Annotated in this window: 19 protein-coding genes and 1 pseudogene; 11 read left to right on the forward strand and 9 right to left on the reverse strand. The window is 73.0% G+C overall.

The annotated features are described in order from the left end of the window. Nucleotides 1-16: 16 nt before the first annotated feature. A pseudogene (locus tag ACZ6A9_RS12675) lies at nucleotides 17-360 on the reverse strand (mycothiol-dependent nitroreductase Rv2466c family protein); the annotation flags it as partial. A 52-nt stretch (nucleotides 361-412) separates the two neighbouring features. Further along, on the reverse strand, nucleotides 413-961 hold the full coding sequence (locus tag ACZ6A9_RS12680) for a DUF1697 domain-containing protein (protein WP_468983517.1): 549 nt from the start codon (nucleotides 959-961) through the stop codon (nucleotides 413-415). A 260-nt stretch (nucleotides 962-1,221) separates the two neighbouring features. Between ACZ6A9_RS12680 and ACZ6A9_RS12685 the strand changes: the two genes are divergently transcribed. After that, nucleotides 1,222-3,477: an MMPL family transporter gene (locus ACZ6A9_RS12685; protein ID WP_468983519.1), complete on the forward strand. Its 2,256-nt coding sequence runs from the start codon at nucleotides 1,222-1,224 to the stop codon at nucleotides 3,475-3,477. 112 nt (nucleotides 3,478-3,589) lie between these two features. Here ACZ6A9_RS12685 and mgt read toward each other — a convergent pair whose 3' ends face one another. The 5 genes from mgt to ACZ6A9_RS12710 form a co-directional block, all read right to left on the reverse strand. Then, nucleotides 3,590-4,789: a macrolide-inactivating glycosyltransferase gene (gene mgt / locus ACZ6A9_RS12690; RefSeq protein ID WP_468983521.1), complete on the reverse strand. Its 1,200-nt coding sequence runs from the start codon at nucleotides 4,787-4,789 to the stop codon at nucleotides 3,590-3,592. A gap of 47 nt (nucleotides 4,790-4,836) precedes the next feature. Further along, nucleotides 4,837-5,616 carry an ErmE/ErmH/ErmO/ErmR family 23S rRNA (adenine(2058)-N(6))-methyltransferase gene (gene erm, locus ACZ6A9_RS12695; RefSeq protein WP_468983524.1) on the reverse strand — a complete coding sequence of 260 codons (780 nt, stop codon included), beginning with the start codon at nucleotides 5,614-5,616 and terminating at the stop codon, nucleotides 4,837-4,839. Between the two features lie 274 nt (nucleotides 5,617-5,890). Continuing rightward, on the reverse strand, nucleotides 5,891-7,171 hold the full coding sequence (locus ACZ6A9_RS12700; RefSeq protein ID WP_468983528.1) for an ABC transporter substrate-binding protein: 1,281 nt from the start codon (nucleotides 7,169-7,171) through the stop codon (nucleotides 5,891-5,893). After that, a complete protein-coding gene (locus tag ACZ6A9_RS12705) occupies nucleotides 7,171-8,004 on the reverse strand; it encodes a carbohydrate ABC transporter permease (RefSeq protein WP_468983530.1) in 834 nt (277 codons plus the stop codon). Before ACZ6A9_RS12705 ends, ACZ6A9_RS12700 begins: the two co-directional genes overlap by 1 nt. After that, a complete protein-coding gene (locus ACZ6A9_RS12710; RefSeq protein WP_468983533.1) occupies nucleotides 8,001-8,939 on the reverse strand; it encodes a carbohydrate ABC transporter permease in 939 nt (312 codons plus the stop codon). Before ACZ6A9_RS12710 ends, ACZ6A9_RS12705 begins: the two co-directional genes overlap by 4 nt. 164 nt (nucleotides 8,940-9,103) lie before the next feature. Here ACZ6A9_RS12710 and ACZ6A9_RS12715 point away from each other — a divergent pair, with 164 nt between their 5' ends. Further along, nucleotides 9,104-9,967, forward strand: coding sequence for a phosphotransferase enzyme family protein (locus ACZ6A9_RS12715; protein ID WP_468983535.1), 864 nt, complete (start codon nucleotides 9,104-9,106; stop codon nucleotides 9,965-9,967). Nucleotides 9,968-9,983: 16 nt separating this feature from the next. Here the strand turns inward: ACZ6A9_RS12715 and ACZ6A9_RS12720 are convergent, their stop codons facing one another. Beyond that, the gene (locus ACZ6A9_RS12720; protein ID WP_468983537.1) at nucleotides 9,984-10,706 is read right to left on the reverse strand and encodes an exonuclease domain-containing protein; all 723 of its coding nucleotides are present in this window, start codon (nucleotides 10,704-10,706) and stop codon (nucleotides 9,984-9,986) included. Between the two features lie 133 nt (nucleotides 10,707-10,839). After that, nucleotides 10,840-12,081: an SAV2148 family HEPN domain-containing protein gene (locus tag ACZ6A9_RS12725; protein ID WP_468983540.1), complete on the reverse strand. Its 1,242-nt coding sequence runs from the start codon at nucleotides 12,079-12,081 to the stop codon at nucleotides 10,840-10,842. A gap of 298 nt (nucleotides 12,082-12,379) precedes the next feature. On the opposite strand from ACZ6A9_RS12725, the gene glgX reads away from it, so the two are divergent. From glgX to ACZ6A9_RS12770, 9 genes are all read left to right on the forward strand, one after another. Further along, nucleotides 12,380-14,518: a glycogen debranching protein GlgX gene (gene glgX / locus ACZ6A9_RS12730; RefSeq protein WP_468983542.1), complete on the forward strand. Its 2,139-nt coding sequence runs from the start codon at nucleotides 12,380-12,382 to the stop codon at nucleotides 14,516-14,518. 101 nt (nucleotides 14,519-14,619) lie between these two features. Then, nucleotides 14,620-16,968: a malto-oligosyltrehalose synthase gene (gene treY, locus ACZ6A9_RS12735; protein WP_468983545.1), complete on the forward strand. Its 2,349-nt coding sequence runs from the start codon at nucleotides 14,620-14,622 to the stop codon at nucleotides 16,966-16,968. A gap of 116 nt (nucleotides 16,969-17,084) precedes the next feature. After that, nucleotides 17,085-17,933 (forward strand): STAS domain-containing protein, encoded by an 849-nt coding sequence (locus ACZ6A9_RS12740; protein WP_468983548.1) that lies wholly within the window; start codon nucleotides 17,085-17,087, stop codon nucleotides 17,931-17,933. Next, nucleotides 17,930-18,298 (forward strand): STAS domain-containing protein, encoded by a 369-nt coding sequence (locus ACZ6A9_RS12745; protein ID WP_190097823.1) that lies wholly within the window; start codon nucleotides 17,930-17,932, stop codon nucleotides 18,296-18,298. The genes ACZ6A9_RS12740 and ACZ6A9_RS12745 overlap by 4 nt, the downstream gene beginning before the upstream one ends. Next, nucleotides 18,295-18,714: an anti-sigma regulatory factor gene (locus ACZ6A9_RS12750; protein WP_468983552.1), complete on the forward strand. Its 420-nt coding sequence runs from the start codon at nucleotides 18,295-18,297 to the stop codon at nucleotides 18,712-18,714. The genes ACZ6A9_RS12745 and ACZ6A9_RS12750 overlap by 4 nt, the downstream gene beginning before the upstream one ends. Further along, nucleotides 18,711-19,748 carry an anti-sigma regulatory factor gene (locus ACZ6A9_RS12755; protein ID WP_468983556.1) on the forward strand — a complete coding sequence of 346 codons (1,038 nt, stop codon included), beginning with the start codon at nucleotides 18,711-18,713 and terminating at the stop codon, nucleotides 19,746-19,748. Before ACZ6A9_RS12750 ends, ACZ6A9_RS12755 begins: the two co-directional genes overlap by 4 nt. Continuing rightward, a complete protein-coding gene (locus ACZ6A9_RS12760) occupies nucleotides 19,745-21,580 on the forward strand; it encodes a hybrid sensor histidine kinase/response regulator (protein WP_468983559.1) in 1,836 nt (611 codons plus the stop codon). The genes ACZ6A9_RS12755 and ACZ6A9_RS12760 overlap by 4 nt, the downstream gene beginning before the upstream one ends. Beyond that, entirely contained in the window at nucleotides 21,577-23,190 is a 1,614-nt protein-coding gene (locus ACZ6A9_RS12765; protein WP_468983561.1) for a SpoIIE family protein phosphatase, read from the forward strand. The genes ACZ6A9_RS12760 and ACZ6A9_RS12765 overlap by 4 nt, the downstream gene beginning before the upstream one ends. 175 nt (nucleotides 23,191-23,365) lie before the next feature. After that, nucleotides 23,366-24,589 carry a M14 family zinc carboxypeptidase gene (locus tag ACZ6A9_RS12770; protein WP_468983563.1) on the forward strand — a complete coding sequence of 408 codons (1,224 nt, stop codon included), beginning with the start codon at nucleotides 23,366-23,368 and terminating at the stop codon, nucleotides 24,587-24,589. Nucleotides 24,590-24,591: the final 2 nt, after the last annotated feature.

Here is a 24,591-nt window from a genome sequence, read left to right on the forward strand (position 1 = left end):
CCGCCGGCCGCGCCGTTCAGCCGAAGGAGAGGCCGCCGGTGCGGGTGCGCTTCAGCTCGAAGAGGTCGGGGTCGCCGGCCGGCACCCGGAAACCGTCGAAGAGGGCGGCCGCCCGCTCGCCCCGGGGTACGGCCCGCAGGACGGGCCCGGACCACACCGTGCCGTCGACGTGGAGGGGTGGAGGGTGGGCGTCCCCACGTAGGCGCCCGTGTCCGGCTCGGCGCCCGCCTCGTGGCTGCGGCGCACGGCGTCGGCGTCCGCGGGGTCGTGTGCGGCCGCCGCCAGGTCGCCGGGCAGGCCGAGCTCGGTGAGCGACGCGGCGATCACGGCGTCGAAGTCCTCGGTGCCGTGCTCGTGGATCGGTCCACTTCATGGCCCGGTCACTGGTCCCATCGCGGCGGGTCCCGGCCGGTCAGCCCTCGGTGAGCTCCACGAGCTTCGTCACCGTGTTCCAGTTGCGGCTGGTGGCGACGATGCCCCGGGTGAGGCGCGGTCTGGACAGGTGCTCGGCGAGCTTGGAGCGGCCGAGGCCGTTGGGGGCGTAGAGGTAGAGGGCGCGGTCGCCGAGGCTGAACTCCTCGGGCCGGTGGGCGTCGGGGTCGATCCCGGCGAAGCGGTCGGGTGTGACGGGCGCGGAGAAGAAGGTGACGTGGAGCTGCTTGGGCTCCAGCTCGCCGGCCCGGTAGGGGCAGGCCTCGGCGACGGCCTTCAGGTAGGCGTGGTCGCGGACGATCACGTCCACCGCGAAACCGAAGCGGCGTTCGATCGCCGCGGACAGTTCGGCGGCGATCGGCTCCTCGTCCCCGCGGCCGGAGGCGAACACCGCCTGGCCGCTCTGGAGGTGGGTGCGCACCTCGTCATGGCCGAGGCCCTCCATGAGGGTGCGCAGTTCGGCCATCGGGACCTTCCGGCCGCCGCCCACGTTGATGCCGCGCAGCAGCGCCGCGTATCTCGTCGCCATGCTCCACACGATAGAACGGTGACGAAGCCGGGTGGCGTGATCCGCATCGGTCCTGACCCTGATCTCCGGCCCTCACATGTCGGGGTACATGTAGGGGACAGCTGTCCTCCGCAGTGGGGAGGGCGGGAACGCCGATGGGATGACTCCGCTCCCCCGAGCTTCACCGGACAGCACGACGAGACACGCTGACGCGGCCCATACCTTCGAAAGGTCAGGTGGCGGCAGGGGGTCGCTGCCGAACACGAGGGAGCGAGCCCGTCATGGGGAACGGAGATTCGCGGGTACGGGGCCTCGCGGCCCGGGCCGGCGGCTGGAGCGCCCGGCACCGCTGGGCGGCCGTCGGTATCTGGGTGCTGTTCGTGGTGCTGGCGATGGGTCTCGGCTCGGCCGCGGGCCGCGTCGACGTCGGCAACAGCGACCAGCTCAAGGGGGAGACCAGCACCGCCGCCCGCATCGTCGAGGACGCCGGCATCGAGGAGCCGGCCAGTGAGACCGTGCTCGTCCAGGCGAAGGACGAGGGCCTCACGGCCACGGACGAGGAGTTCCGGTCGGCGGTCACCGCGGTCGTCGCGGCCGTCGAGAAGACCGGCCAGGTCACCGAGGTCACCTCGCCGTACGACAGCGACACCATCTCGCAGGACGGGCGCAGCGCGCTCGTCCAGTTCGACATGCGCGGCGACTCCGACACGGCCGGTGACCGTGTCGAGCCGGTGCTGAAGGCCGTGGAGGACGTCCAGAAGGACCACGGCTCGCTGCGGATCGAGGAGATCGGCGGCGCCAGCATGATGAAGACGTTCGACGACGCCTTCGGCGCCGACTTCAAGAAGGCCGAGTACTCGGCGGTGCCGGTGGCGCTCGGCATCCTGCTGATCGCGTTCGGCGCGCTGGTGGCGGCGCTGCTGCCGGTGGCGCTGGCGATCACCGCGATCATGGCGACAATGGGTCTGATGGGCCTGGTCAGCCACCTCCAGCCGATGAGCGAGACCGCGAACTCGGTGATGCTGCTGGTGGGTCTGGCCGTCGGTGTCGACTACTGCCTGTTCTACCTGCGCCGTGAGCGTGAGGAGCGGGCGGCCGGACGGGACGCGCAGACGGCGCTGCGGATCGCCGCGGCGACCAGTGGCCGGGCGATCGTCGTCTCCGGTGTCACCGTGTGCGTGGCGATGGCGGGCATGCTGTTCACCGGGCTGGCCGAGTTCGAGGCGATGGGTCTGGCCTCGCTGATGGTCGTGGCGGTCGCCATGGTCGGGTCGGTCACCGTCCTCCCGGCGCTCCTTTCGCTGCTGGGCGAGCGGGTCGAGAAGGGCCGCCTGCCGTTCCTGCGCAAGCGGCGCGCGAACGGCGGCAACGACAGCCGGTTCTGGACCGCGGTGCTGAAGCGGGTCCTCGCCAGGCCGCTGGTCGCGGCCGTGGTGGCGACCGGCGCGCTGCTCGCCGTCGCCGCTCCGGCGATCGGCATGAAGACCCAGAACCTCACGCTGGACCAGGAGTTCGGTGACTCGCTGCCGATCGTGCAGACCTACAACCGGGTCAACGAGGCCTTCCCCGGCGGTTCCGAGCCGGCCGAGGTGGTCGTCAGGGCGGACGACATCAACGCCCCCGAGGTGAAGGCCGCGCTCGCCGACTTCCGCGAGCAGGCGGTCAAATCGGGCGCCTCGCGCGGGCCGGTCGAGATCAGGCTGCACGACGAGAAGAACATCGCCTTCGTCTACGTACCGCTGGTGGGCGGCTCCGACCAGGAGAAGGCGGGCGCGAGCCTGGACACGCTGCGTGACGAGGTACGGCCCGCCACACTCGGCACGGTGGACGGTGTCGAGGCACCGATCACCGGGCAGGTCGCCGGTTCGAAGGACTTCAACGACCAGCTGGTGGGGTCCGTGGTCCCGGTCTTCGTCTTCGTGGTCGTCTTCGCCTTCCTGCTGATGCTGCTGTCGTTCCGCTCCCTGACGGTCGCGATCACCTCGATCGTGCTCAACCTGCTGTCGGTGGGCGCCGCGTACGGCATCCTCGTGGCGGTCTTCCAGCACGGCTGGGGCGCTTCCCTGGTGGGCGCGGAGGGCGTCGGCGCGATCATCACCTGGCTGCCGCTGTTCCTGTTCGTGATCCTGTTCGGCCTGTCGATGGACTACCACGTGTTCGTCGTCTCCCGGATCCGCGAGGCACGGATGCGGGGCCGCACCACGCGGGACGCGATCCAGCACGGGGTGGTCACCACGGCCGGTGTGGTCACCAGCGCCGCGGTCATCATGGTCGCCGTGTTCGCGATCTTCGGGACGCTGTCCATGCAGTCCATGAAGCAGATGGGCGTCGGCCTGGCGGCGGCCGTGCTGATCGACGCGACGATCATCCGGGGCGTGCTGCTCCCCGCGGTGATGGCGCTGCTGGGCGAGCGCAACTGGTACCTGCCGAAGTGGCTGCACCGGATGCCGGACCTGACCCACGACGAGTCGCCGGAGGCGGTGGCGGCAGCCGCGCCGGGGGCCCGGGGCGGCAAGGGTGAGCGCGTGCCGGTGTGATCCGGTGAGGCACCGGGGCCCGGCGGAGTACCGCCGGGCCCTTCTCGTGCGCGGGGGGCAATGGTGCCTCCCGGGCCCCGCGGCACCGGAGGGACAGTGCAGGCGGCGGGGGTCAGCGCCGCTCGGGCAGCTCGGCCTCGATGAGGTCGGCCGCACGGGCCGTGCCGCCCTCGCCCGCCGTGTCCGCGGCGATGTCCTTCAGCCGCCGGGCCACGTCCGGGTCGTCGACCAGGGCGAGGGCCGCCGCCCTCAGCACCTCCGCGGTCGCCTCCCCGGCCGGGACGTGCCGGGCCACACCCAGTCCCTGCAGCATGTCCGCGTTGCCGAACTGGTCCACCGCCTGCGGCACGGCGATCATCGGCGTGGCCGTCGCCAGCCCCTCCTGGCTGCCGCCGGCACCCGCGTGGGTGACGAACAGGTCGGCCTGCTTGAGGACGGCGAGCTGCGGCACCCAGGAGCGCACCTCGACGTTGTCCGGCACGTCCCCCAGTTCGTCGAGGCCGACGTGCCTGCCGACCTGGAGCACCAGGTGCCAGCCGGGCAGCCCGGCGAACGCCTCCACGCAATGACGGTAGAAGGCCGGCTGCTTGGTGAAGGACGACCCGAGCGACACCAGCACGACCTTCTCCGCGCCGGCCGGCCGCTGCCAGTCGCCCTCCGCGCGGCGGTCGCCCTGGCAGGCGCCCACGAAGGAGTGCACGCTCTCGTCCACCCGGCCGGCGTTCGGCTGGAGCGCCTTGGGGATCAGGACGATCGAACGGGCGGGGCGGCCGACGAAGTCGTCGGGGTGCCGCGTGATCCCGTTCTCCTCCAGCCAGGCGTGGAACCGGGCGTAGTAGGCCCGTCCCCGCTCGGTCTTCCTCGGCTCCTCCCACATCGGCTCGGCGACCTCCTCCTCGTACCCGTCCCAGGCGACCAGGTTGGGCGAGAGGGAGATGGCGGGCACGCCCCAGCGGTGGGCGAGCACCCGCGCCGGGTAGGAGGCGATGTCGTGCAGGACGAGGTCGGGGGTGTCCCCCTCGTACGCCTCGATGAGCTGCGGGAGCGCCTGGACGGCGTCGGCCAGGAACGGCTCCACGTTGTCCAGCAGCGTGGTGCCCCAGGCCTCGGGGTCGTCGTCGGGGCCCGGCAGCGTGGAGTTCCACAGCCTGGGTTCGGCGCCCGTCTCGGCGACCTTGCCGGCGAAGTGGGGCGGGATCGCGTAGGTCACCCGGTGCCCGCGCGCCACGAGCTCGCGGATCACCTCGAGGCTCGGGTTCACGTGCCCGTGGGCGGCGATGGAGAACATGGCGATGTGCGCGGGAGTGGTCATACCGGCACCGTAGACGAGACGATACGTCTCGTGCAACTTGTTTCCGGTCACGGCGCCAGCACCTCGTGCAGCCGCAGCCACCGCTGCGGCGCCACCTCCCCCACCAGCACCCCCGCGTCCAGCCGCGCCGCCCGGAACGCGGCGTCCACCCGCCGCCGGGAGTGGGCCCGGCGCAGGGAGGCGTGCAGCGAGCCGCCGGCCCCGGAGAAGCCCAGGTCGACCAGGCTCCGCCAGCTGTCGGACGCGGCGGCGTCGAGCAGCGGCACGGGACGGCGCACGATGCGGACGACACCCGCGTCGACCCGGGGCACGGGCCGGAAGGAGTGACGGCCGACCCGCGCGAGCAGCCGCCATTCGTGGCGGGGCCAGGTCAGCACCGTGAGCCGGGTCCAGCTGCCGTAGTCACCGGTGCGCTTGCGGGCGTACTCGAGCTGGGTGAGGAGGGTGGCGTCGGTGAGGCGGGGTGCGCGCAGACACCAGTCGACGACGGCCGCGGTACGGGAGAACGGCACGTTCCCGGCGACGGAGAACGGTGTGCGTGGCGGACGCGCGGCGAGGAAGTCGGCGCCGACGACGCGGACGTGGGGTACGGCGGAGAAACGGCCGCGCAGCGCGGGCACGAGCCGCGGGTCGATCTCGTAGGCGTGCAGCTCCCGGCAGAGCGGGGCGAGGACGTCGGTCAGCGCGCCTTTGCCCGCGCCGACTTCGAGCAGCAGCGGGGCGGGCCCGCCGTGCGGGACGGCGAGGCGGGCGAAGCGCCGGGCGGTGGCGCGATCGGCGAGGAAGTTCTGCGAGAGAGCGCGCGAGGTGGGGGTGGGGCGGGCCATGGCCTGCGGTCCTTGTCTTCCGTGGGAAAAAGGGCAGACGAGTGCCCTGACCGGAGGACGGCGGAAAGCAGGGGGAGGCGTGCGGACGGCGGCCCGGCTGGATCAGCGGGCCTGGCTCCCCGGGCCGGTCAGGGCTCCGGGACCGCGGCGCATCCGCATGGAGTGCGTGCAGCCCCGGCCGGGACCGGCGTGGTAGATCGCGTTGAAGGCTCCCACGACGAGGACGCTAGGTGACCGCCGTGACGGCGGGCAACGGGTTTTCGGACGGCCGCGCTCAGCGCTGGTAGCGGGCGAGCACCAGGTTGCCGTCCTCCTCCAGCCGCTCGCGCAGTCCGTCGAGGCCGATCGCGCCGCTGTAGTACTCCTGGAAGGCCGGGGTGGCCACCTTGTCCTTCCACTCGGGGTAGCCGCGCACGGTCTGTGCGGGGGCCGGGCGCAGACGGCCGGCCAGCGCGGTGCCGGTGGCCCAGCCGTGTTCGTCGGTGTGCAGGGCCGGGTCGGCGAGGGCCCGGCGGCCGGTGGGCAGCATCCAGTCCCCGAGGGCGAGGCGGACCATGTTCTCCGGCTGGAGCAGGAAGTCGAGGAACGCTGCGGCTTCCTTCTTGTGCGGGCAGTCCTCGGCGACGGAGAGCGTCTGCGGACTGACGCCCTGGGTGAGTCCGTCCGCTCCGGCCGGGGCGGGCAGCACCTGCCAGTCGAAGCCCTCGGGGGCCTGCTGGGCGATCTGCTGACGGTAGGAGAAGCCGAGCGGCACCATCGCGTACGTCCCGGCGAAGAGGCCGGGCAGGGTGTCGGAGCCGCCGCTGCCGAGCGTGGTGGGCGAGGCGCTGCGGTCGGTGTTCACCTGTGCGTGGACGGTGCGCGGGACGACCTCGTCGCCCTCCTCGAACCGCACGGTCACCTTGCCGTCGGGGCCCCGGTGGAAGAGCTTCCCGCCGGCGGAGAGGGACAGGTTGAGCGTGGCGGACACGGGCTCCTTGAGCGGCCAGGCCACCCCGTACCTCCCCCCGCCGCTGAGCCGCTTCGTCACCTGCCGGAACTCCTCCCACGTCCAGGGGTGTTCCGGGGTCGGTACGCGGACTCCCGACTCCTTCAGCCGGTTCGCGTCGGCGACGAGCACGCGCGGTTCCTGGAGGAAGGGCACGCCGTAGACGCCGCCGTCGAAGGTGACGGTCTCCCAACTGCTCTCCGGGATGTCGGACTTCAGCCGCTCGGGCAGCAGGTCGGTCAGATCGGCCAGGTAGCCGCCGTAGGCGAAGTCGGCGAGGTCGTCGGAGGCGTCGTGGACGATGTCGGGGGCCTCGCCGCCCTCGAAGGAGGTGAGCAGCTGGTCGTGGACGCTGTCCCAGCTTCCCTGGATGTACTCCACGCGGACGTCCGGGTGGCCGGCGTTCCACTCCCGGACCAGTTCCCTGGTCACCTCGACCGACTCGTCCTGCCAGGCCAGGGACTGGAAGCGCAGGACGATCCGGCCGTCGTCGCGGGTGCCGCCGAAGGAGCAGCCCGCCAGGAGCAGGACGACGGCGAGGGCCGCCACCAGGAACCTCGTCCGCATCAGCTCTTCACCGCCCCGGCGAGCATGCCGCCCGTGATCCGCCGCTGGATGATCGCGAAGACGACCAGGGAGGGCAGCGTCGCGAGGAACACGGCGGCCGCCAGCGGGCCGAGGTCGGCGACTCCCTCGGCACCGATGAAGTGGGTGAGGACCACCGGAAGGGTCTGCCTCTGAGGGGACTTGAGCAGGACGAGGGCGAAGAAGAACTCGTTCCACGCGGTGACGAAGGCGAACAGCGCGGTCGCCACGATCCCCGGTGCGAGGAGCGGCCCGGTCACCGACAGCAGGATCCGCAGCCGGCCGGCCCCGTCGACGGCCGCCGCCTCCTCCAGCTCGGCCGGTACGGCGCGGACGTAGCCGGTGAGCATCCACAGGGCGAAGGGCAGCGCCCAGACGACGTAGACCAGCACCAGGCCGGGGAGCGAGTCGATCAGGTGCAGGTTCTTCAGCACCAGGAACAGCGGGATGATCAGCAGGACGAACGGGAACGCCTGGCTGACCACCACCCAGCCCGTGGCGGCCCGGGCGAGCGCGGTGCGGTGCCGGGCCATCACGTAGGCCGTCAGGGTGGCGACGACGACGGCGACGACGGCGGCCGAGACGGCAGCGAGCAGGGAGTTGAGGGCGGCCCGCAGCAGTGGCTGTTCGTCGAAGGCCTGCCGGAAGTTGGCGAGGGTGGGGTCCCGGGGGATCCAGGTCGGGTGCAGGGCGGCCAGCTCGGCCGGGGGCTTGAACGCGGTGGAGACCAGCCAGAGCAACGGGAAGGCCAGGAAGGCGAGGTAGGCGAGCAGCGCGGCGTACTGGCCGGCGCGGGCGGCGGCGGAGGTCCTCATGCCCTGTCACCTCCCCTGAGCCGGCCGGCGAGGAAGACGGCCAGTGCGATCGAGACCGCGGCGACCATGACGCAGCCCATCGCCGCCGCGTAGCCGAACTGGCCGTAGCGGAAGGCTTCTTCGTAGGCGAAGAGCATGGGCAGCCGGGTGCGTCCGCCGGGGCCGCCGTTGGTCAGCACGTAGACCAGGGCGAAGGAGTTGAAGTTCCAGATCAGGTTGAGCGCGGTGATCGCGAGGGCGACGGGCCGGATGGCGGGCCAGGTGACCGTACGGAAACGGCGCCAGGCGCCGGCGCCGTCCACGGCGGCCGCTTCGTGCAGCTCGCGCGGGGTGTTCTGGAGCCCGGCGAGGAGCGCGACCGTGGTCTGGGGCATTCCGGCCCACACACCGACGACGATCACCGCGGGCAGGGCGGTGGCGAGCCCGCTGAGCCAGTCCCGGCCGTCGCCCAGGCCGATGTCGCGCAGCGTCTCGTTGAGGAGGCCGGCGTCCGGGTTGTAGACGATCCGCCACATGATGCCGACGACGACCTCGGGCATCGCCCACGGGACGATCGCGAGGGCGCGGGCGAGCCAGCGCAGTCCCAGGTCCTGGTTGAGCAGCAGGGCGAGGCCGAGGGCCAGCAGGAACTGCGGGACCGTCACCCCCACCGCCCAGACCAGGCCGATGCGGAACGACTCCCAGAACAGCGTGTCCTGCACCAGGTCCCGGAAGTTGAGCGTGCCGATCCACCGGGTGGGCTCGGTGCGGCCGGACTGGGCGTCGGTGAAGGCCAGCAGGATGCCGTAGAGCAGCGGACCGACGCTGAGCACGAGGACCGGGATCAGCGCGGGCAGCACCAGGAACCACGGGCCGTGGTCGACGGCGCGGCCCCGTGGGCGACCCGGGTCGGGTGCGCGGGGCGTGGATCTCCTCGCCTCGGTCACCGATGTCAAGCGATCAGCCCCTTTGCACGGCGCGGGGGTGGGCCCGGTCATGGTCGTGAAGGCGGTCCGCCTCGTCAAGGCACCGCGCACGCCGCCCACCTGTGGGAATGCGAGACTGACCGACGGATGGCCGGATCCCGGCGGTCGCACGCGGACGGACATGGAGGGGACGAATGGACGAGGCACGGGCGCGGGAGGTCCTCGCGGCGGCCGGAGTGCTGCCCGGCGGGGCGGGCGACGCGCGGCTCCTCGCCCTCGGCGAGAACGCGGTGTTCGCCGCCGCCGGTCTGGTCGTCAAGGTGGGCCGCGACCCGGAGCTGCTGGAGCGGGCCCGCCGGCAACTGGACATCGCGGAGTGGCTGGCGGCGGAGGGGGTGCCCGCGGTGCGGGCGGCCGAGCCCGAGGCTCTGCTGGTCGAGGGTCACCCGGTGACCGTGTGGCACCGGCTGCCGGAAGCGGTGCGGCCCACGGAGCCGAAGGATCTGGCCGAACTGCTGCGGCTGGTCCACGCGCTGCCCGCCCCGCCCTTCGCACTGCCGCCCCGCGAGCTGCTGGGCGGGGTGGAACGCTGGCTGCGCCTGGCGGGCGACACGGTCGATCCGGCGGACGCGGCGTATCTGCGCGAGCGGCGCGACGGCTTCGCCGCGGCCGCGGCGGCACTGACGCCCGAGCTGCCACCGGGGCCGATCCACGGCGACGCGCTGCCCCGCAACGTGCACGTCGGGCCGGACGGGCCGGTGCTGGTCGACCTGGAGACCTTCTCGTCGGATCTGCGCGAGCACGACCTGGTGGTGATGGCGCTCTCCCACGACCGCTACGGGCTTGCGGACGAGGCGTACGCCTCCTTCACCGGGACCTACGGCTGGGACGTGCGCGCCTGGGAGGGCTGCTCGGTGCTGCGGGGCGCGCGGGAGACCGCCAGCTGCGCCTGGGTCGCCCAGCACGCGCCGGGCAATCCCCAGGCCCTGGCCGAGTTCGTACGCCGGGTGGCGTCCCTGCGGGACGGCGACGAGACGGTCCGCTGGTACCCCTTCTGAGGCCCCACCGGACGGCTCAGACCCGCTCCCCGGCCGGCTCCCGCAGCGGCCAGGTGCCGTCGATCACCGCGCTCGCGTCGCCCTTGCGGCGCAGGAACGCCTGGAAGTCCGCCGCCCACGCCGCGTACCACTCGATCTGCCGGCGGTGCAGTTCCGCCGGGCCGAGGGCCGCGACCTTGGGGTGGCGGACGGCTATCGCGCAGGCCAGCCGGGCCGCGGCGAGGGCGTCGGCGGTCGCGTCGTGCGCCGCGTCGAGGACGACTCCGTACTCCGTGCAGACCGCTTCGAGGTTCCGCTTGCCGCGCCGGTAGCGGTCGACGGAGCGGTCGATGGTGTACGGGTCGATGACCGGCGCGGGATCCGCCCCGCCGAGCCGGTCCCGCAGGGACGGCAGCCGGTGGCGCCGCAGCTCGGCGGAGAGCAGGGTGAGGTCGAAGGCGGCGTTGTAGGCGACGACCGGGACGCCCGTCCTCCAGTAGTCGGTGAGCACGCCGGCGATGGCGTCGGCGACCTGGTCGGCCGGGCGGCCCTCGGCGGCCGCCCGCTCGGTGCTGATGCCGTGCACCGCCACCGCGTCCTCCGGGATCGGCACGCCCGGGTCGGCCAGCCATTCGCGGCGGCCCATCGGCTCCCCCGCCCTGACCTCGATCACGGCGCCCGTGACGATGCGTGCCTCGTGCGGGTCGGTACCCGTCGTCTCCAGGTCGAAGCCGATCAGCGGCTCCCGGTGCCAGCCCATGGCTGCCCCCCTTCTGTGTGGTGCGTTCCCCCAGTGATCTCCACCCTGCCACGCGCCACTGACAATCAGAGGACCGCATTCCGCTTACCGGCCGCGACGGCCCCCCCCCGCATCCGGCCCGGGTGCGGGCAGTTCACGACACGGGCCGCGAATCCGCCCACATCAGCTCGAACTCCTCGCGGTAGGTGGGGAACAGGGCGCCCTCCTCGGCCTCGCCCGGCTTGACCACCTTGGTCCCGTTGCGCAGGACCAGCACGGGCGCCTCCATCCCCCGGGCGCGCCGCAGGTGGTTCTGCACGACCGCGATGCCGTCCGAGCCGTCCCCGTCCACCAGGTAGGCGGTGCAGCGGGGCGTCTCGTCGTAGACCTGGATCTCGAAGGCGCCCGGGTCGCGCAGCCGGGACCGGACGCGCCGCATGTGGAGGATGTTCATCTCGACGGCGCGGCCGAGCTCCCCGCGCTTGATGCCCAGTTCGCGCTCCCGGCGCTTGACCGCGCTGGAGGCGGGGTTCAGGAACAGCAGGCGCACCCGGCAGCCGGACTCGGCGAGCCGGACCAGACGGCGTCCGGAGAAGTTCTGCACCAGCAGGTTGAGCCCGATCCCGAGGGCGTCCAGGCGGCGGGCCCCGCCGAAGATGTCCTCGGCCGGGAACCGGCGCAGCAGCCGCACCCGGTCGGGGTGGACGGCGACGACGTCGGCGTACCGGTCGCCGACCAGGTCCTCCACCGCGTCGACCGGCAGCCGGCGCGCCGACGGCACGTCGCCGCCCGCACCGAGCATCTCCAGCAGCCGAGCGGAGGCCCGCTCGGCCTGGCTCAGCACCGCCTCGGACAGCGCTCGGTTGCGGGAGACCACGTTGCGGGTGACCTCCAGCTCGTCCAGGGCGAGTTCGACGTCCCTGCGGTCGTCGAAGTACGGCTCGAAGCAGGGCCAGTGCTGGACCATCAGCTCGCGCAGCTGCGGCAGGGTGAGGAAGGACAGCACGTTGTCGTCGGCCGGGTCGAGCAGGTAGCCCTTGCGGCGGCTGACCTCGCGCACGGCGACCGCGCGCTGCACCCACTCCTGTCCGGCGGGCCCGGCCGCGGCCACCACCCAGTCGTCGCCGTGCACCGGCTCGTAGACGGGGCGCAGCACGGCGGCCACGACCGAGCGCAGCCGCTGTTCCACCAGGTTCAGCCAGATGTAGGCGCGGCCGGCCCGCTGCGCGCGGGTGCGCACCTCGCGCCAGGCGTCCGCGTCCCAGTCCAGCTCCGGCCCGATCGAACCCGCGTCCATCGGCCGTGCCAGGGACACCGCACCGGGCGGGACGTCCGTGGAGCCGCTCCCCTCGTGACCCTCGCCACCAGGGGGCAGTTCCAGCCCTCCCGACCCCACCCGCGCACCGCCTTCCGCTCCCCCGAGCACTCCCCGTCCCGACGATCAAGGAGAGTACTCCGCCAGTGGCGCACGGTGCAGCCCGATGGACAGGGTCGTTTCCCAACTTCCCGTATCCGTGCGACCGTTCCCGCCGACCGTCGCCCGGGAGTGAGCGGATTCATAGCGAGTGCGGCGGGTGCGCGGGTCGTCGGCGGCCGGGCGTGGGTAGAAGGTTGTTCCCGCCTTTCGGGGAGACACGGGAACACTCGGAGCCAAGGCGCCCCACCGGCGCCGTACACCTGAAAGAGTCGTATCCATGCAGGTCTGGCCTGGCGAGGCGTATCCGCTCGGTGCCACGTACGACGGCGCCGGAACGAACTTCGCGGTCTTCACGGAGGCCGCGGACCGAGTAGAGCTGTGTCTGCTGCACGACGACGGCTCTGAGACCGCGATCGAACTGCGCGAGAGCGACGCGTTCGTGCGGCACGCGTACGTGCCCGGGATCATGCCCGGGCAGCGGTACGGGTTCCGTGTGCACGGGCCGTACGCGCCCGAGCGGGGGCTGCGGTGCAATTCCGCGAAGCTGCTGCTCGACCCGTACGCGCGCGCGATCAGCGGGTCGGTGCGGTGGGGAGAGGAGGTGTACGGCTACCACTTCGACGACCCCGACCGGCGCAACGACCTCGACTCGGCGCCGCACACGATGACCTCCGTCGTGGTCAACCCGTACTTCGACTGGGGTGACGACCGGCTCCCCCGTACGGAGTACCACCACACGGTGATCTACGAGGCGCACGTCAAGGGGCTGACGATGCGCCACCCGGGGCTGCCGGAGGAACTGCGCGGCACCTACGCGGGCCTCGCGCACCCCGCGCTGATCGAGCACCTGACCGAACTGGGGGTGACGGCGCTCGAACTGATGCCGGTGCACCAGTTCGTCAACGACCACCGCCTGGTGGACATGGGCCTGAACAACTACTGGGGTTACAACACCATCGGCTTCTTCGCCCCGCACAACGCCTACGCGTCCTGGGGCGACCGGGGTCAGCAGGTGCTGGAGTTCAAGTCGGCGGTGAAGGCGCTGCACGAGGCGGGCATCGAGGTGATCCTCGACGTGGTCTACAACCACACCGCCGAGGGCAACCACCTGGGCCCCACCCTGTCCTTCAAGGGCATCGACAATCCGTCGTACTACCGGCTGACCGACGACCGCCGCTACTACATGGACACCACGGGCACCGGGAACAGCCTGCTCATGCGGTCCCCGCACGTCCTGCAGATGATCATGGACTCGCTGCGGTACTGGGTCACCGAGATGCACGTCGACGGGTTCCGCTTCGACCTCGCGGCGACCCTGGCCCGGCAGTTCCACGAGGTGGACCGGCTGTCGTCGTTCTTCGACCTGGTGCAGCAGGACCCGGTGGTCTCCCAGGTGAAGCTGATCGCCGAACCGTGGGACGTGGGCGAGGGCGGCTACCAGGTCGGCAACTTCCCGCCGCTGTGGACCGAGTGGAACGGCAAGTACCGCGACACCGTGCGGGACCTGTGGCGGGGCGAGCCGCGCACGCTCGCGGAGTTCGCCTCCCGGCTGACCGGCTCCTCCGACCTGTACCAGGACGACGGGCGGCGCCCGCTGGCCTCGATCAACTTCGTGACCTGCCACGACGGCTTCACCCTGCACGACCTGGTGTCGTACAACGACAAGCGCAACGACGCCAACGGCGAGGACAACCGGGACGGGGAGAGCCACAACCGGTCCTGGAACTGCGGGGCCGAGGGCGAGACCGACGACCCGGACGTACTGCGCCTGCGGGACCGGCAGATGCGCAACTTCATCGCCACGCTGATGCTCTCCCAGGGCGTGCCGATGCTCAGCCACGGCGACGAGATGGCCCGCACCCAGCGCGGCAACAACAACGCCTACTGCCAGGACAACGAACTGGCCTGGCTCGACTGGCCCGGTCCCGGCAAGGGCGAGGACGGCGAGGAGGACCCGCGCCGGCGGCTGCTGGAGTTCACCCGGGCGATGGTGTGGCTGCGCAAGGACCACCCGGTCTTCCGGCGGCGCCGCTTCTTCCACGGGCGGCCCGTGGAGGGCACCCACGACGACCTCTCCGACATCGCCTGGTTCACTCCCGAGGGCGCGGAGATGACCCAGCGGGACTGGGACTCCGCGCGGGCGTCGGCGCTGACGGTGTTCCTCAACGGAAACGCGATCTCCGAGCCGGGGCAGAGGGGCGAGCGGATCACCGACGACTCCTTCCTGCTGATGTTCAACGCCTCCCCCAAGCCGCTGGACTTCGTGGTGCCCGTCGACCACGGCAAGCAGTGGGAGGTGGTCGTCGACACCGCACGCGCGGACGGCGTGCCGCCCGGGACCGGCCGGAAGGTGTCGGCCGGCACCCCCCTGACCCTCACCGACCGCAGCATGACGGTGCTGCGACGTCCGGCGTAGCGGCCGCTGCGGCGCCGTCCGGGTTCACCCGTCCGGGCGACGGGTGACCCGGTGGCGCGGGCGATGACACGAAAGGCGGCCACGCGGGTACGTAGGTTCCCATGACCCCAAGGCGACCTGACCCGGCGGTGCCCACGGCCACGTACCGGCTGCAGCTGCAGCCCGGCTTCCCGTTCCGAGCGGCGGCGGACGCGGTGCCGTACGTGGCCTCGCTCGGCGTCTCCCACCTGCATCTGTCGCCCGTCCTGGAGGCCGTGCCCGGCTCGGGGCACGGCTACGACGTGGTGGACCCCACGCGCGTGCGCGAGGAACTCGGCGGTGAGGAAGGGCTGCGGGAGCTGGCCCGCACCGCGCGGGAACACGGGCTCGGGCTGGTCCTGGACATCGTCCCGAACCACATGGCGATGTCCCCCCGCCACAACCGCGCCCTGTGGGAGGTGCTGCGCGACGGCCCCTCCTCGCCCTACGCGCGGTGGTTCGACATCGACTGGGAGGCCCAGGGCGGGCAGGTGCTGCTGCCGGTGCTCGGCGGGCCCCTGGGCACGGTCGCGGGCGACCTGAAGGCGGACGGCGACGTGCTGCGCTACCACGACCACGCCTTCCCGCTGCGGGAGGGCACCGCGGGACTGCCGCTGCCGCAGTTGCTCGACGCGCAGTGGTACCGGCCCGTGTGGTGGCGCCTGGCCCGCACCGAACTGAACTACCGGCGGTTCTTCAGCATCTCCGAGCTGATCGGGGTGCGGGTGGAGGATCCGGAGGTCTTCGAGGCGACCCACGCCAAGATCCTCGAGCTGCTCCGGGAGGGGGTGGTCGACGGGCTGCGCGTCGACCACCCCGACGGGCTCGCCGACCCCGACGGCTATCTGCGGCGGCTGCACGAGGCCACCGGCGGCCGGTGGACCGTGGTGGAGAAGATCCTCGCCGACGGCGAGCCGCTGCCGGCCTCCTGGCCGGTCGCGGGCACCACCGGCTACGACGCCCTGCGGCACGTGGACGGGCTCTTCGCCGACCCGGCCGGCTTCGGCGAGCTGCTCGGCCAGTACCGGCGGTTCGCGGCCCCGCAGACCGACCGGGGCGGCGACTGGGACGCCACCGTGCGGCGGGCCGCGTACAAGGTGCTGACGCACGAGCTGGCGACCGAGACGGACCGGCTGACCCGGGTGGCGGGCCGGCTGTGCGCGAGGGCCGCGGAGACCGGGCTGCGCGACCGCGCGCCGTGGGCGCTGCGCACCGCCCTGACGGAACTGCTGGTGCGGATGGAGGTCTACCGCCCCTACGAGTCCGCCGACGCGTCCGCGGTGGTCACCGAGGAGGCCGCCGCCGAGGCCCGGCTCGCCTTCGCCGTCCCCGAGGAGGCCGGGGCCGTGGACGTCGTACGGGACCTGGTCCTCGGGCGGTACGGGGACGGCCCGGCGTACGTGGAGTTCCGTACGCGGTTCGCGCAGACCGCATCGGCGCTGCGGGCCAAGTCCGTCGAGGACACCGCGTTCTACCGCTACGTGCCGCTGCTGTCGGCGACGGAGGTGGGCCAGGACCCCGGCGACCCGGCGGTGTCCCCCGAGCGGTTCCACGCGTACTGCGCGCGCGTGCAGCGTGACTGGCCGGCCACCGGGACGGTCCTGTCGACGCACGACGCCAAGCGCAGCGCCGACGTGCGCGCGGCGCTGCACGTGCTCACCGAGTGCCCGGAGCGCTGGGCGGACGTCCTCGCCGAGGTGACGCGCGGCGGTGAGGGGGTGCCGGACGCCCAGCTGGTGTGGGCCGCCTGGCAGACGGTGTTCGGGCTGGGTCCCGCGCGGGAGGAGCGGGTGCGGGAGGCACTGCTGAAGCACGTGCGCGAGGCGGGCCTGCACACCGCCTGGACGGAGCAGGAGCCGGCGTACGAGGAGGCGGTGGCCCGGTTCGTGGCGGCGGGACCGTGCGGGGCGCCCGGCGAGCGGGTGGCGGCGCTGCGCACGTCGCTGGCGCCGCACATCGGGGCGAACGTGCTGGGCGCCGCCCTGGTGCAGCTGACGATGCCCGGGGTGCCGGACGTCTACCAGGGCACGGAGCGCGAATACCGGGCCCTGGTCGACCCGGACAACCGGCGCACCGTGCGGTTCGCCGGCGACGGGAGCGACAAGGAGACGGTGACGCGGGCGGCGCTGCGGCTGCGGGCCCGGCGGCCGGACGTCTTCGGCGACACGGCGTCGTACGAGCCGCTGTCCGCCGAGGGCCCCGCCGCGGCGCACTGCGTTGCCTTCGCGCGCTCCGGGGAGGTGCTGACGGCGGTGACGCGGCTGTCGCTCCGCCTGGCCCGGGAGGGCGGATGGCGCGACACCCGACTGCCGCTGCCCCCGGGACGGTGGGCCGACGCGCTGGAGCCGGGCCGCCGGTTCAGCGGTCACGTACGCGCGGACGAGCTCTTCGAGCGCCTCCCGGTGGCCCTCCTGGAGCGGCTCCCGGACTGACCCCGCGCCGTGGACGGCGGCTGCCGAACCCTCGCCCCGTGCCGCCACGGCAGGGCCGCGGCGGGGTGCCGTATCGTCGTTCACGGCACATCGAATGAGTGTTTGATGGGGAAGACGTGAATACAGAGAGCAACATACGCCTGCTGGTCGACACCCTGACCGGGCAGCGCGAGGAGTTCCTCGCCCGGTGGACCCGGACCGTCGGCGAGGACCTGCGCGGCAGGCTGAGCGCCGCCGAGCTCGGACGCGAGCTGGGCGAGCTGTACGACGCCGTCCTCGATGCCGTGACCGCCGGCTCCCTGGACAGCCACGGCGAACACTTCGCCGAGACGCGCAGCCTGCTGATCGAACTGTCCCGCAACCGCGCCCGGCAGGGCTTCACACCCACCGAGACCGTGCGCAGCGTATTCGCCCTGAAGGAGGTCCTGGAACCCTCCCTCACCGGCGACGCGGACAGCGCAGGCGCCTACCTCCAGTTCGCCCGCCTGCTCGACAGCCTCGGCCTGCTGACCAGCGAAGCGTATCTGCGCACCCGCGAGGAGATCATCTCCTCCCAGGCCGAGCAGCTCCTCGAGCTGTCGACGCCCGTGGTCAAGCTGTGGGACAGCGTCGTGGGCGTCCCCCTGGTGGGCACCCTCGACAGCGCCCGCACCCAGGTCGTCATGGAGAAGCTGCTGCAGACCCTGGTCGACACCGACTCCACCCACGCCATCATCGACATCACCGGCGTCCCGACGGTCGACACCCAGGTCGCGCAGCACCTGCTGAAGACGGTGGTCGCCGCGCGCATGATGGGCGCCCGGTGCACCATCTCGGGCATCCGGCCGCAGATCGCCCAGACCATCGTGGCGCTCGGCATCGAGTTCGGCGACATCCCCACCAACGCCTCACTGTCGGACGCGCTGCGCCAGGCGCTGAAGGAAGTGGCGCTGGACGCCGAGGACGACGTGCGGGGTCTCCTGTGACCGACCGCGTCCCCGTCCTCAAGATCGGTGAGGTCCTCCTGGTCTCCATCCAGACCGACCTGGACGACCAGATGGTGCTCGATCTGCAGGAAGACCTGTCCAACCGCATCGTCGCGACCGGTGCCAAGGGCGTCGTGATCGACATCTCCGCGCTCGAGATCGTCGACTCCTTCGTCGGACGGATGCTGGCCCACAACGCGGCCGTCTCCCGCATCCTCGGCGCCGAGACGATCGTCGTGGGCATGCGGCCCGCGGTCGCGATGACCCTCGTCGAGCTCGGGCTGTCGATGAGCGGCGTGCGCACGGCGCTCAACCTGGAGCGCGGGCTCAAGCTGCTGCGGCGCATCGCCGCAGGCCGCGCATGAAGGACTACGCGGCCGAGAACGCCTCGCTCGAGACGGTCCCGGTCTCCACCAGCGGTGACGTGGTCAGCATGCGGCAGATGGTCCGCATCCTCGCGCAGCGGGGCGGCCTGTCCCTGGTGCACCAGACCAAGCTCGTCACGGCCGCCAGCGAACTCGGGCGGAACATGCTGGTGTACGGCGGCGGCGGAACCGTCCGCGCGGCATCGGTGGTCGACGCCGGCCGGCAGGGTGTCTACGTGGAGTTCCGGGACAAGGGCCCGGGCATCGCGGACCTCGAGCTGGCGCTGACCGACGGCTGGACCTCGGGCAACGGCATGGGACTCGGCCTCAGCGGCGCCAAGCGGCTCGTGGACGAGTTCGACATCGAGTCCGGGCCGTCCGGCACCACCGTGCGCATCGTGAAGTGGGCCAAGTGAACGACAGCCTCGTGATCGAGGCCGGTGACGTGCACTGGCTGCGCGCGGACGTGGCGCTGGCCGCCGCCGCCCGCCGCCAGGCCGCGCAGCTCGCCCGCCGCCTCTGCTTCTCGGAGGAGCGGGTGGCACGGATCGAGCTGTGCGTGACGGAGATGGCCACCAATCTCCTCAAGCACGCCCATGACGGCTCGCTGGCCCTGCGGGTGGTGCGCACGGCCGGCCGTGCCGCCGTGGAGTGCCTGTCCCTGGACAACGGGCCCGGCATCCACGACCTGGACCGGGCCCTGCTGGACGGCACGTCCACCGCGGGCAGCCTGGGCATCGGCATGGGCGCCATCGGCCGGCTCGCCGACGTCCACGGCGTCCACTCCCTCAGCGGCCGGGGCACGATCGTGCTGGCGCGTTTCTGGGACGACGGGCGGGCACCGGCGGCGGGTCCGGTGGAGGCCGGCGGTCTGACCCGCCCGATCAGCGGCGAACAGATGTGCGGCGACACCTGGGCCGTGCGGACGGCAGGCGCCCACGGCCCCGACGCCCTGCTGCTGATGATGTGCGACGGACTGGGACACGGCCCCCTGGCGGCCAGGGCGGCCGAACGCGCCGCCGCCGCCTTCCGCGAGAGCACCCGGACGAGCCCGGCCGACGTGCTCCAGGAGGTGCACCTCCGGCTGCGCGGCACGCGCGGCGCCGCCGTCGCCGTCGCCCTGATCGACGTCGCCGCCCGGCGCGTCCGGCTCAGCGGGAGCGGCAACGTCACCGCGGTGGTGGCCACGGCGGACGCCCGGCACGGCCTGCCGTCCACGCCCGGCATCGTGGGGGCGCACATGGGCAGGCCGCGCACCTTCGAGGCGGCGTTCGCGCCCGGAGCCTGTCTGGTCATGCACACCGACGGACTCAGCGACCGGTGGCGGCCCACGGACTTCCCGGGGCTGTTCGCCCAGGATCCGGTCGTGACCGCCGCGCAGATCCTCAACCAGGCCGCGATCCGCAGGGACGACGCGGGCGTCGTGGTCGCCACCCACGGGCAGCGATGACCGCCGGGGCGTCCGTCCACGAACTGGCCACCGTGCTGCTCCCGCAGGAGGGTGACGTGATCACGCTGCGCCGGTGCACCCAGTCGGCCTGCCGCGCGGCGGGCCTGACCGGCACTCCGCTCGTCAGGCTGACGACCGTGGTGAGCGAGGCCGGGGAGCACCTGAAGGGCGCCTCGGACCTGACCGCGCACCTCTGCCTGGAGGAAGGGGACGGGCTCCGCCTGGCGGTGCACTTCACCTGGCGGGAGGCGCACCGGCCGCCTCCGACCCTGCTGACCGCGGCCTCCCGCCTGCTGGACGACAGCCGGCTGCTGCTCTCCGACGGGGACGGACCGCACCGGCTCGTCCTCGCCCAGCGCCTGGCCGCCCCGGCGGCGTCCGCCGCCGAGCTGGCCGACGAGGTGCGCGACGCGCTGACCGGCGCCGACACGGCGGCCGACCTCATCGGGGCCCTGCGGACCCAGAACCGTCACCTGCTGGCAGCGCTGGAGGAGTCCGAGCGGCAGCAGGAGGAGCTGCAACGGCTCAACGCCGAACTGGAGGAGACCAACGCCGGTGTCCTCGCGCTCTACTCCGAGCTGGCCAGTGAGCTGGAGGAGACCAACAGCGGGGTCGTCGCCCTCTACGCGGAGCTGGAGGACAAGACCCGCCGGCTGGAACTGGCCGACGAGTACAAGACCCGTTTCTGGGCCAACGTCAGCCACGAGCTGCGGTCACCCGTGAACTCCGTCATCGCCCTCGCCCAGCTGCTCCTGGACACGGCGGCGGATCCGCTCTCCGCCGAACAGCGCCAGCAGGTGGCCATGGTGCACGCGTCCGGCAGCACCCTGCTGGCCCTCGTCGACGAGCTCCTCGACGTCGCCAAGGCCGAGTCCGGCCGCCTGGAGCCGCACCTCGCCGAGGTGGACCTGCGCTCGCTGCTGCACCAGCTGCGCGGCATGCTGCGCAGCACCGCGCAGCCCGGCGTCGACCTGCGCATCCCGGACGAGGTGCCGGCCGGGACGCTCGTCACCGACGAGGTCATGCTGGCCCGCGTCCTGCGGAACGTGCTGTCGAACGCGTTGAAGTTCACCGACGACGGCTCGGTGGTGCTCGACGTCACCGGGACGGGCCGCGGGGACGACGCCCGCGTCGTCTTCCGGGTCGAGGACACCGGCGTCGGCATCCCCGCACCCGACATCGAGCGCGTGTTCGAGGAGTTCTACCAGGTGCGCGGGCCGCACCAGCGCGGGAGGCCCGGTACCGGCCTCGGACTGCCCTACGCCCGCAAACTGACGGAACTCCTGGGCGGCACCCTGACGCTGGACAGCGAGGTGGACCGCGGCACCCGGGTGACCATCGGGATCCCGGCGCGGCCCGCGCGGCCCGCCGCTGCCGAGGCGCAGGCCGCGAGCGGCCGCGGCCCGGTGCGCTCCCTCGTGGTCGTCGACGACGACCACGCCTTCGTGACCGCGTTCCGGGCCATGGCGAAGGACCTGGCCGAGACGGTCACCACGGTCACGGACAGCGCCGAGGCCGTGGCGGCCGTCGCGCGCGTACGGCCCGACGCGGTGTTCCTGGACCTCACCATGCCCGGCCCGGACGGTTACGAGGTCCGGCGACTGCTGGCCGGCACCCCGTCCACGGCCGGCGTGCCCGTGATCGTCCTGACGGCGCTGGAAACCGACGCCGTCGACCTCACGCGTCTGGCCGGCGTCCGTACGGTGCTGAACAAGTCACGCCTGACCGCTTCCGTTCTCGCGGACACCCTGCAGGAGCTCGGCACCGTCCCGCCCACGGGGACATCGGCCGCCGATCAGTCGAAGCCGTCCACGGCCAAGGAACACCCATGACCCTTCCCCTCGACACGGACAACCGTCCGGCGCACATCCTGGTGGTGGACGACACTCCCACCAACCGCTACGTCCTCGCCACCACCCTGCGCCGGGCCGGGCACGAGGTCACCGAGGCCGAGGACGGCACCCGCGCGCTCGAACTGCTCGACGCGCCGGGCCCCCTGCCCGAGCTCGCCGTCGTCGACGTACGGCTGCCCGACATGACCGGCTTCGAGGTCTGCGAGCGCATCAAGGGCAACCCCGCCACGGCCGCCGTACCGGTGATCAACATCTCCGCCTCCGCCATCACCGTCGACGACCGGGCGCAGGGCCTCTACCGCGGGGCCGACGCCTATCTGGTCGAGCCCATCGCCCCCGACGAACTGCTCGCGACGGTCCTCGCCAACCTGCGCTACGCCCGCGCCCGCCGCCGCGCGGAGCTCCTCGCGGACCGCCTGAGCCTGCTCAACCGCACCACGCTGGCGCTGTACAGCGCCGCGGACGCCCGGGAGCTGGCCGGGGTCGTGGCCGAGGGGGCGGCGACCCTCTTGCGCTGCGAGGCGGCGGCCTTCCTCACGGCTCCGGAGGGCGGTGTGCTGGTGGCCCACACCTGGCACGACCCGGACGCCCCCGCGCCGTCCGGGACACCGGTGGTGCACGCCGTCCCCGCCTGGCCGCACGGTGAGGACCCCGCCCGGACCCGTCCGGGTCAGCCCGCCGCGTTCGAACCGCCCTGTCTTCCGCCGCATCTGAAGGACCCGGAGCACCGGCGCACCGCGCTCGGCCGCGCCAAGTCCCCTCGCCCGCCCATCGCCGTGGTCATCCCGGCGGACGCGGTCACCACGCCCGACGACGAGCAGCTGCTCGACCAGCTCCTCCAGGCGGGCGCGCTGGCGCTGGAGGCACTGCGCAGCTACAGCGAGGAGCACGCCCTCGCGCTCACCCTGCAGCGCAGCTTCCTGCCCGAGAGCCTTCCGGACACCGCGTACGCGGACCTGGCCGTGCGCTATCTGCCGGCCGGCCAGCACACCGAGATCGGCGGTGACTTCTACGAGGCCGTCGACACGCCGGAGGGCCTGGTCGTGGCGGTGGGCGACGTGGCCGGCCACTCCCTGGACGCCGCCATGGTGATGGGCCAGATCAGGCACGCCCTGCGGGCCTACGCGGTGGAGGGACACCCGCCCGAGGTGATCCTGGAACGGCTCGACCACCTGCTGACGTCCGTCGAACCCGGCGCCACGGTGACGCTGTGCATCGTCCTGATCGAGGCCGGTGACACCCTCCGCATCGCGAACGCGGGACACCTGCCCCCGCTGGTGCGCAATCCGGACGGCTCGACCTTCTACATCGACGAGCACGGACCCCTGCTCGGTCTCGGTCTGCCGCACCCGCCCGCACACCGGGTCACCGTGATGCCGGGCTCGTTGCTCCTCCTGGTCACGGACGGCCTCATCGAGCGCCGTCACGTCCATCTCCAGGACTCCCTGCGGACCCTCGCCTCCGTGGTCGGCCGGATCACCAGCGATCCCGAGGAGGCCTGCACCCAGCTGCTGGAACGCCTGCCGGCGGACGGCCGCGACGACGTGGCCCTGATGGCGGTACGGCTGAACCCGGCCCCGACCGACTGACCGGGCCCGGGGGACCGCGCGCGGGGCCGGGCTTCCGGCGCGCCACCGGGCGCCCCCGCAGGGCTCCCCCGTCGCGCCCTTGACACGGTTCTCCGGCCGTGGGGTACTGCGCATGCGGTGCGGATTCAGGTGGTGACGGGGGGTGGGTCCGCTGCGGGAGTCACGCTATCCGACGGTGGCCGAACTGGTTCTCGCCGCCCGGGCGCTGGCCGTTGAGTGGCCGGGGCTGTGTGCGCTGCGGCAGGTGGGGGTCTCCCGCGCGGGGCGGCCCCTGCACCTGCTGTCCGTGGGCCGCGCGTCGCGGGCCGTGCTCGTGGTGGCCGGCGCACACGCCAACGAACCGGCCGCCGGGGGGACGCTGCTCGCGCTGGCGCGGCGGGCCGTCCGGGAGCGGGAGCTGCGCGACGGGGTGTCGTGGCACTTCCTGCTCTGCGCGGACCCCGACGGGGCGAGCCTCCATGTGACCCCCGCCCCGCGCAGTCTGTACGACTACCACCTGGGCTTCTTCCGTCCCGCCGGGCCGGAGCAGCCGGAGTGGGCACCGTCGGTGCTGCCTCCCGACCGGCTGCCGCCGGAGACCCTGGCCCTGACCGGGGTGATCGACGAGCTGCGGCCCTATCTGCAGGTGTCCCTGCACGGCACCGATCTCGGCGGCAGCTGGGTGCAGTTGACGAGGGACGTGCCCGGTCTGGCCGAGCCGTTCGCCAAATCCGCCGCGCAGCTGCACATTCCGGTGGAGACGGGTGCGTCGGACGCGGCGGGCTGGCCGGCGTCCGGTCCCGGGGTCCATGTGATGCCGGCGGCGGAGGCCGGGCGGGCCTACCCGAGCCTGACCGACGACGCCCGGCACAGCACCTGGTACCACGCCCACCGGCACGGCGGCATGACCGCGGTGATCGAGGTGCCGATGTGGGCGAGCGACCTGGTGGACGACCCCGCTCCGCATCCGGCACCGGACGCGGCGATCCACCGGCTCGCGGAGCGGCTGCTGGCGGACGCGGGCGAGGTGCGGCGGGCGCTGGGCGGGACGGACGCGGGGGCGGCGCTCGGGGATGCCGGCGGTCCGCTGCTGCGGGCGGCCGTGTGGGGCCTGGAGCTGGTGCCGGGGCTGGCCGACGACCTGGTCCGCACACCGCCCGCGGACGGGACACGGGCGTACGTGGGGAGCGTGGACGCGTTCGCGCGCCGGGTGCCGCTCAGGGCGGCGGCGATGCTGCGGCGGGCGCTGAGCGGGACGGACGCGGGGGCGGCGGGTCGGCTGGAGCGGTTGGTGGCGCACTGGAGCGACGCGTTCGCCACCCGGTTCCGGGCGCGGTGGGTGCCGGTGGAGCACCAGGTCGAGCACCAGTCCCGCACGGTGGTGGCAGCGGCCCACCACACGCGCGAACAGGCCCCGTAGCC

The sequence above is a fragment of the Streptomyces sp. NPDC041124 genome (assembly GCF_055592385.1).

Coding starts and splice junctions, on each gene's coding strand:
- mgt (WP_468983521.1), bottom strand. CDS start 4,789: ATGACCACTCCCGCGCACATCGCCATGTTCTCCATCGCCGCCCACGGG.
- ACZ6A9_RS12760 (WP_468983559.1), top strand. CDS start 19,745: ATGACCGCCGGGGCGTCCGTCCACGAACTGGCCACCGTGCTGCTCCCG.
- ACZ6A9_RS12715 (WP_468983535.1), top strand. CDS start 9,104: ATGGACGAGGCACGGGCGCGGGAGGTCCTCGCGGCGGCCGGAGTGCTG.
- ACZ6A9_RS12685 (WP_468983519.1), top strand. CDS start 1,222: ATGGGGAACGGAGATTCGCGGGTACGGGGCCTCGCGGCCCGGGCCGGC.
- glgX (WP_468983542.1), top strand. CDS start 12,380: ATGCAGGTCTGGCCTGGCGAGGCGTATCCGCTCGGTGCCACGTACGAC.
- erm (WP_468983524.1), bottom strand. CDS start 5,616: ATGGCCCGCCCCACCCCCACCTCGCGCGCTCTCTCGCAGAACTTCCTC.
- ACZ6A9_RS12700 (WP_468983528.1), bottom strand. CDS start 7,171: ATGCGGACGAGGTTCCTGGTGGCGGCCCTCGCCGTCGTCCTGCTCCTG.
- ACZ6A9_RS12680 (WP_468983517.1), bottom strand. CDS start 961: ATGGCGACGAGATACGCGGCGCTGCTGCGCGGCATCAACGTGGGCGGC.
- ACZ6A9_RS12720 (WP_468983537.1), bottom strand. CDS start 10,706: ATGGGCTGGCACCGGGAGCCGCTGATCGGCTTCGACCTGGAGACGACG.
- ACZ6A9_RS12705 (WP_468983530.1), bottom strand. CDS start 8,004: ATGAGGACCTCCGCCGCCGCCCGCGCCGGCCAGTACGCCGCGCTGCTC.
- ACZ6A9_RS12765 (WP_468983561.1), top strand. CDS start 21,577: ATGACCCTTCCCCTCGACACGGACAACCGTCCGGCGCACATCCTGGTG.
- treY (WP_468983545.1), top strand. CDS start 14,620: ATGACCCCAAGGCGACCTGACCCGGCGGTGCCCACGGCCACGTACCGG.
- ACZ6A9_RS12750 (WP_468983552.1), top strand. CDS start 18,295: ATGAAGGACTACGCGGCCGAGAACGCCTCGCTCGAGACGGTCCCGGTC.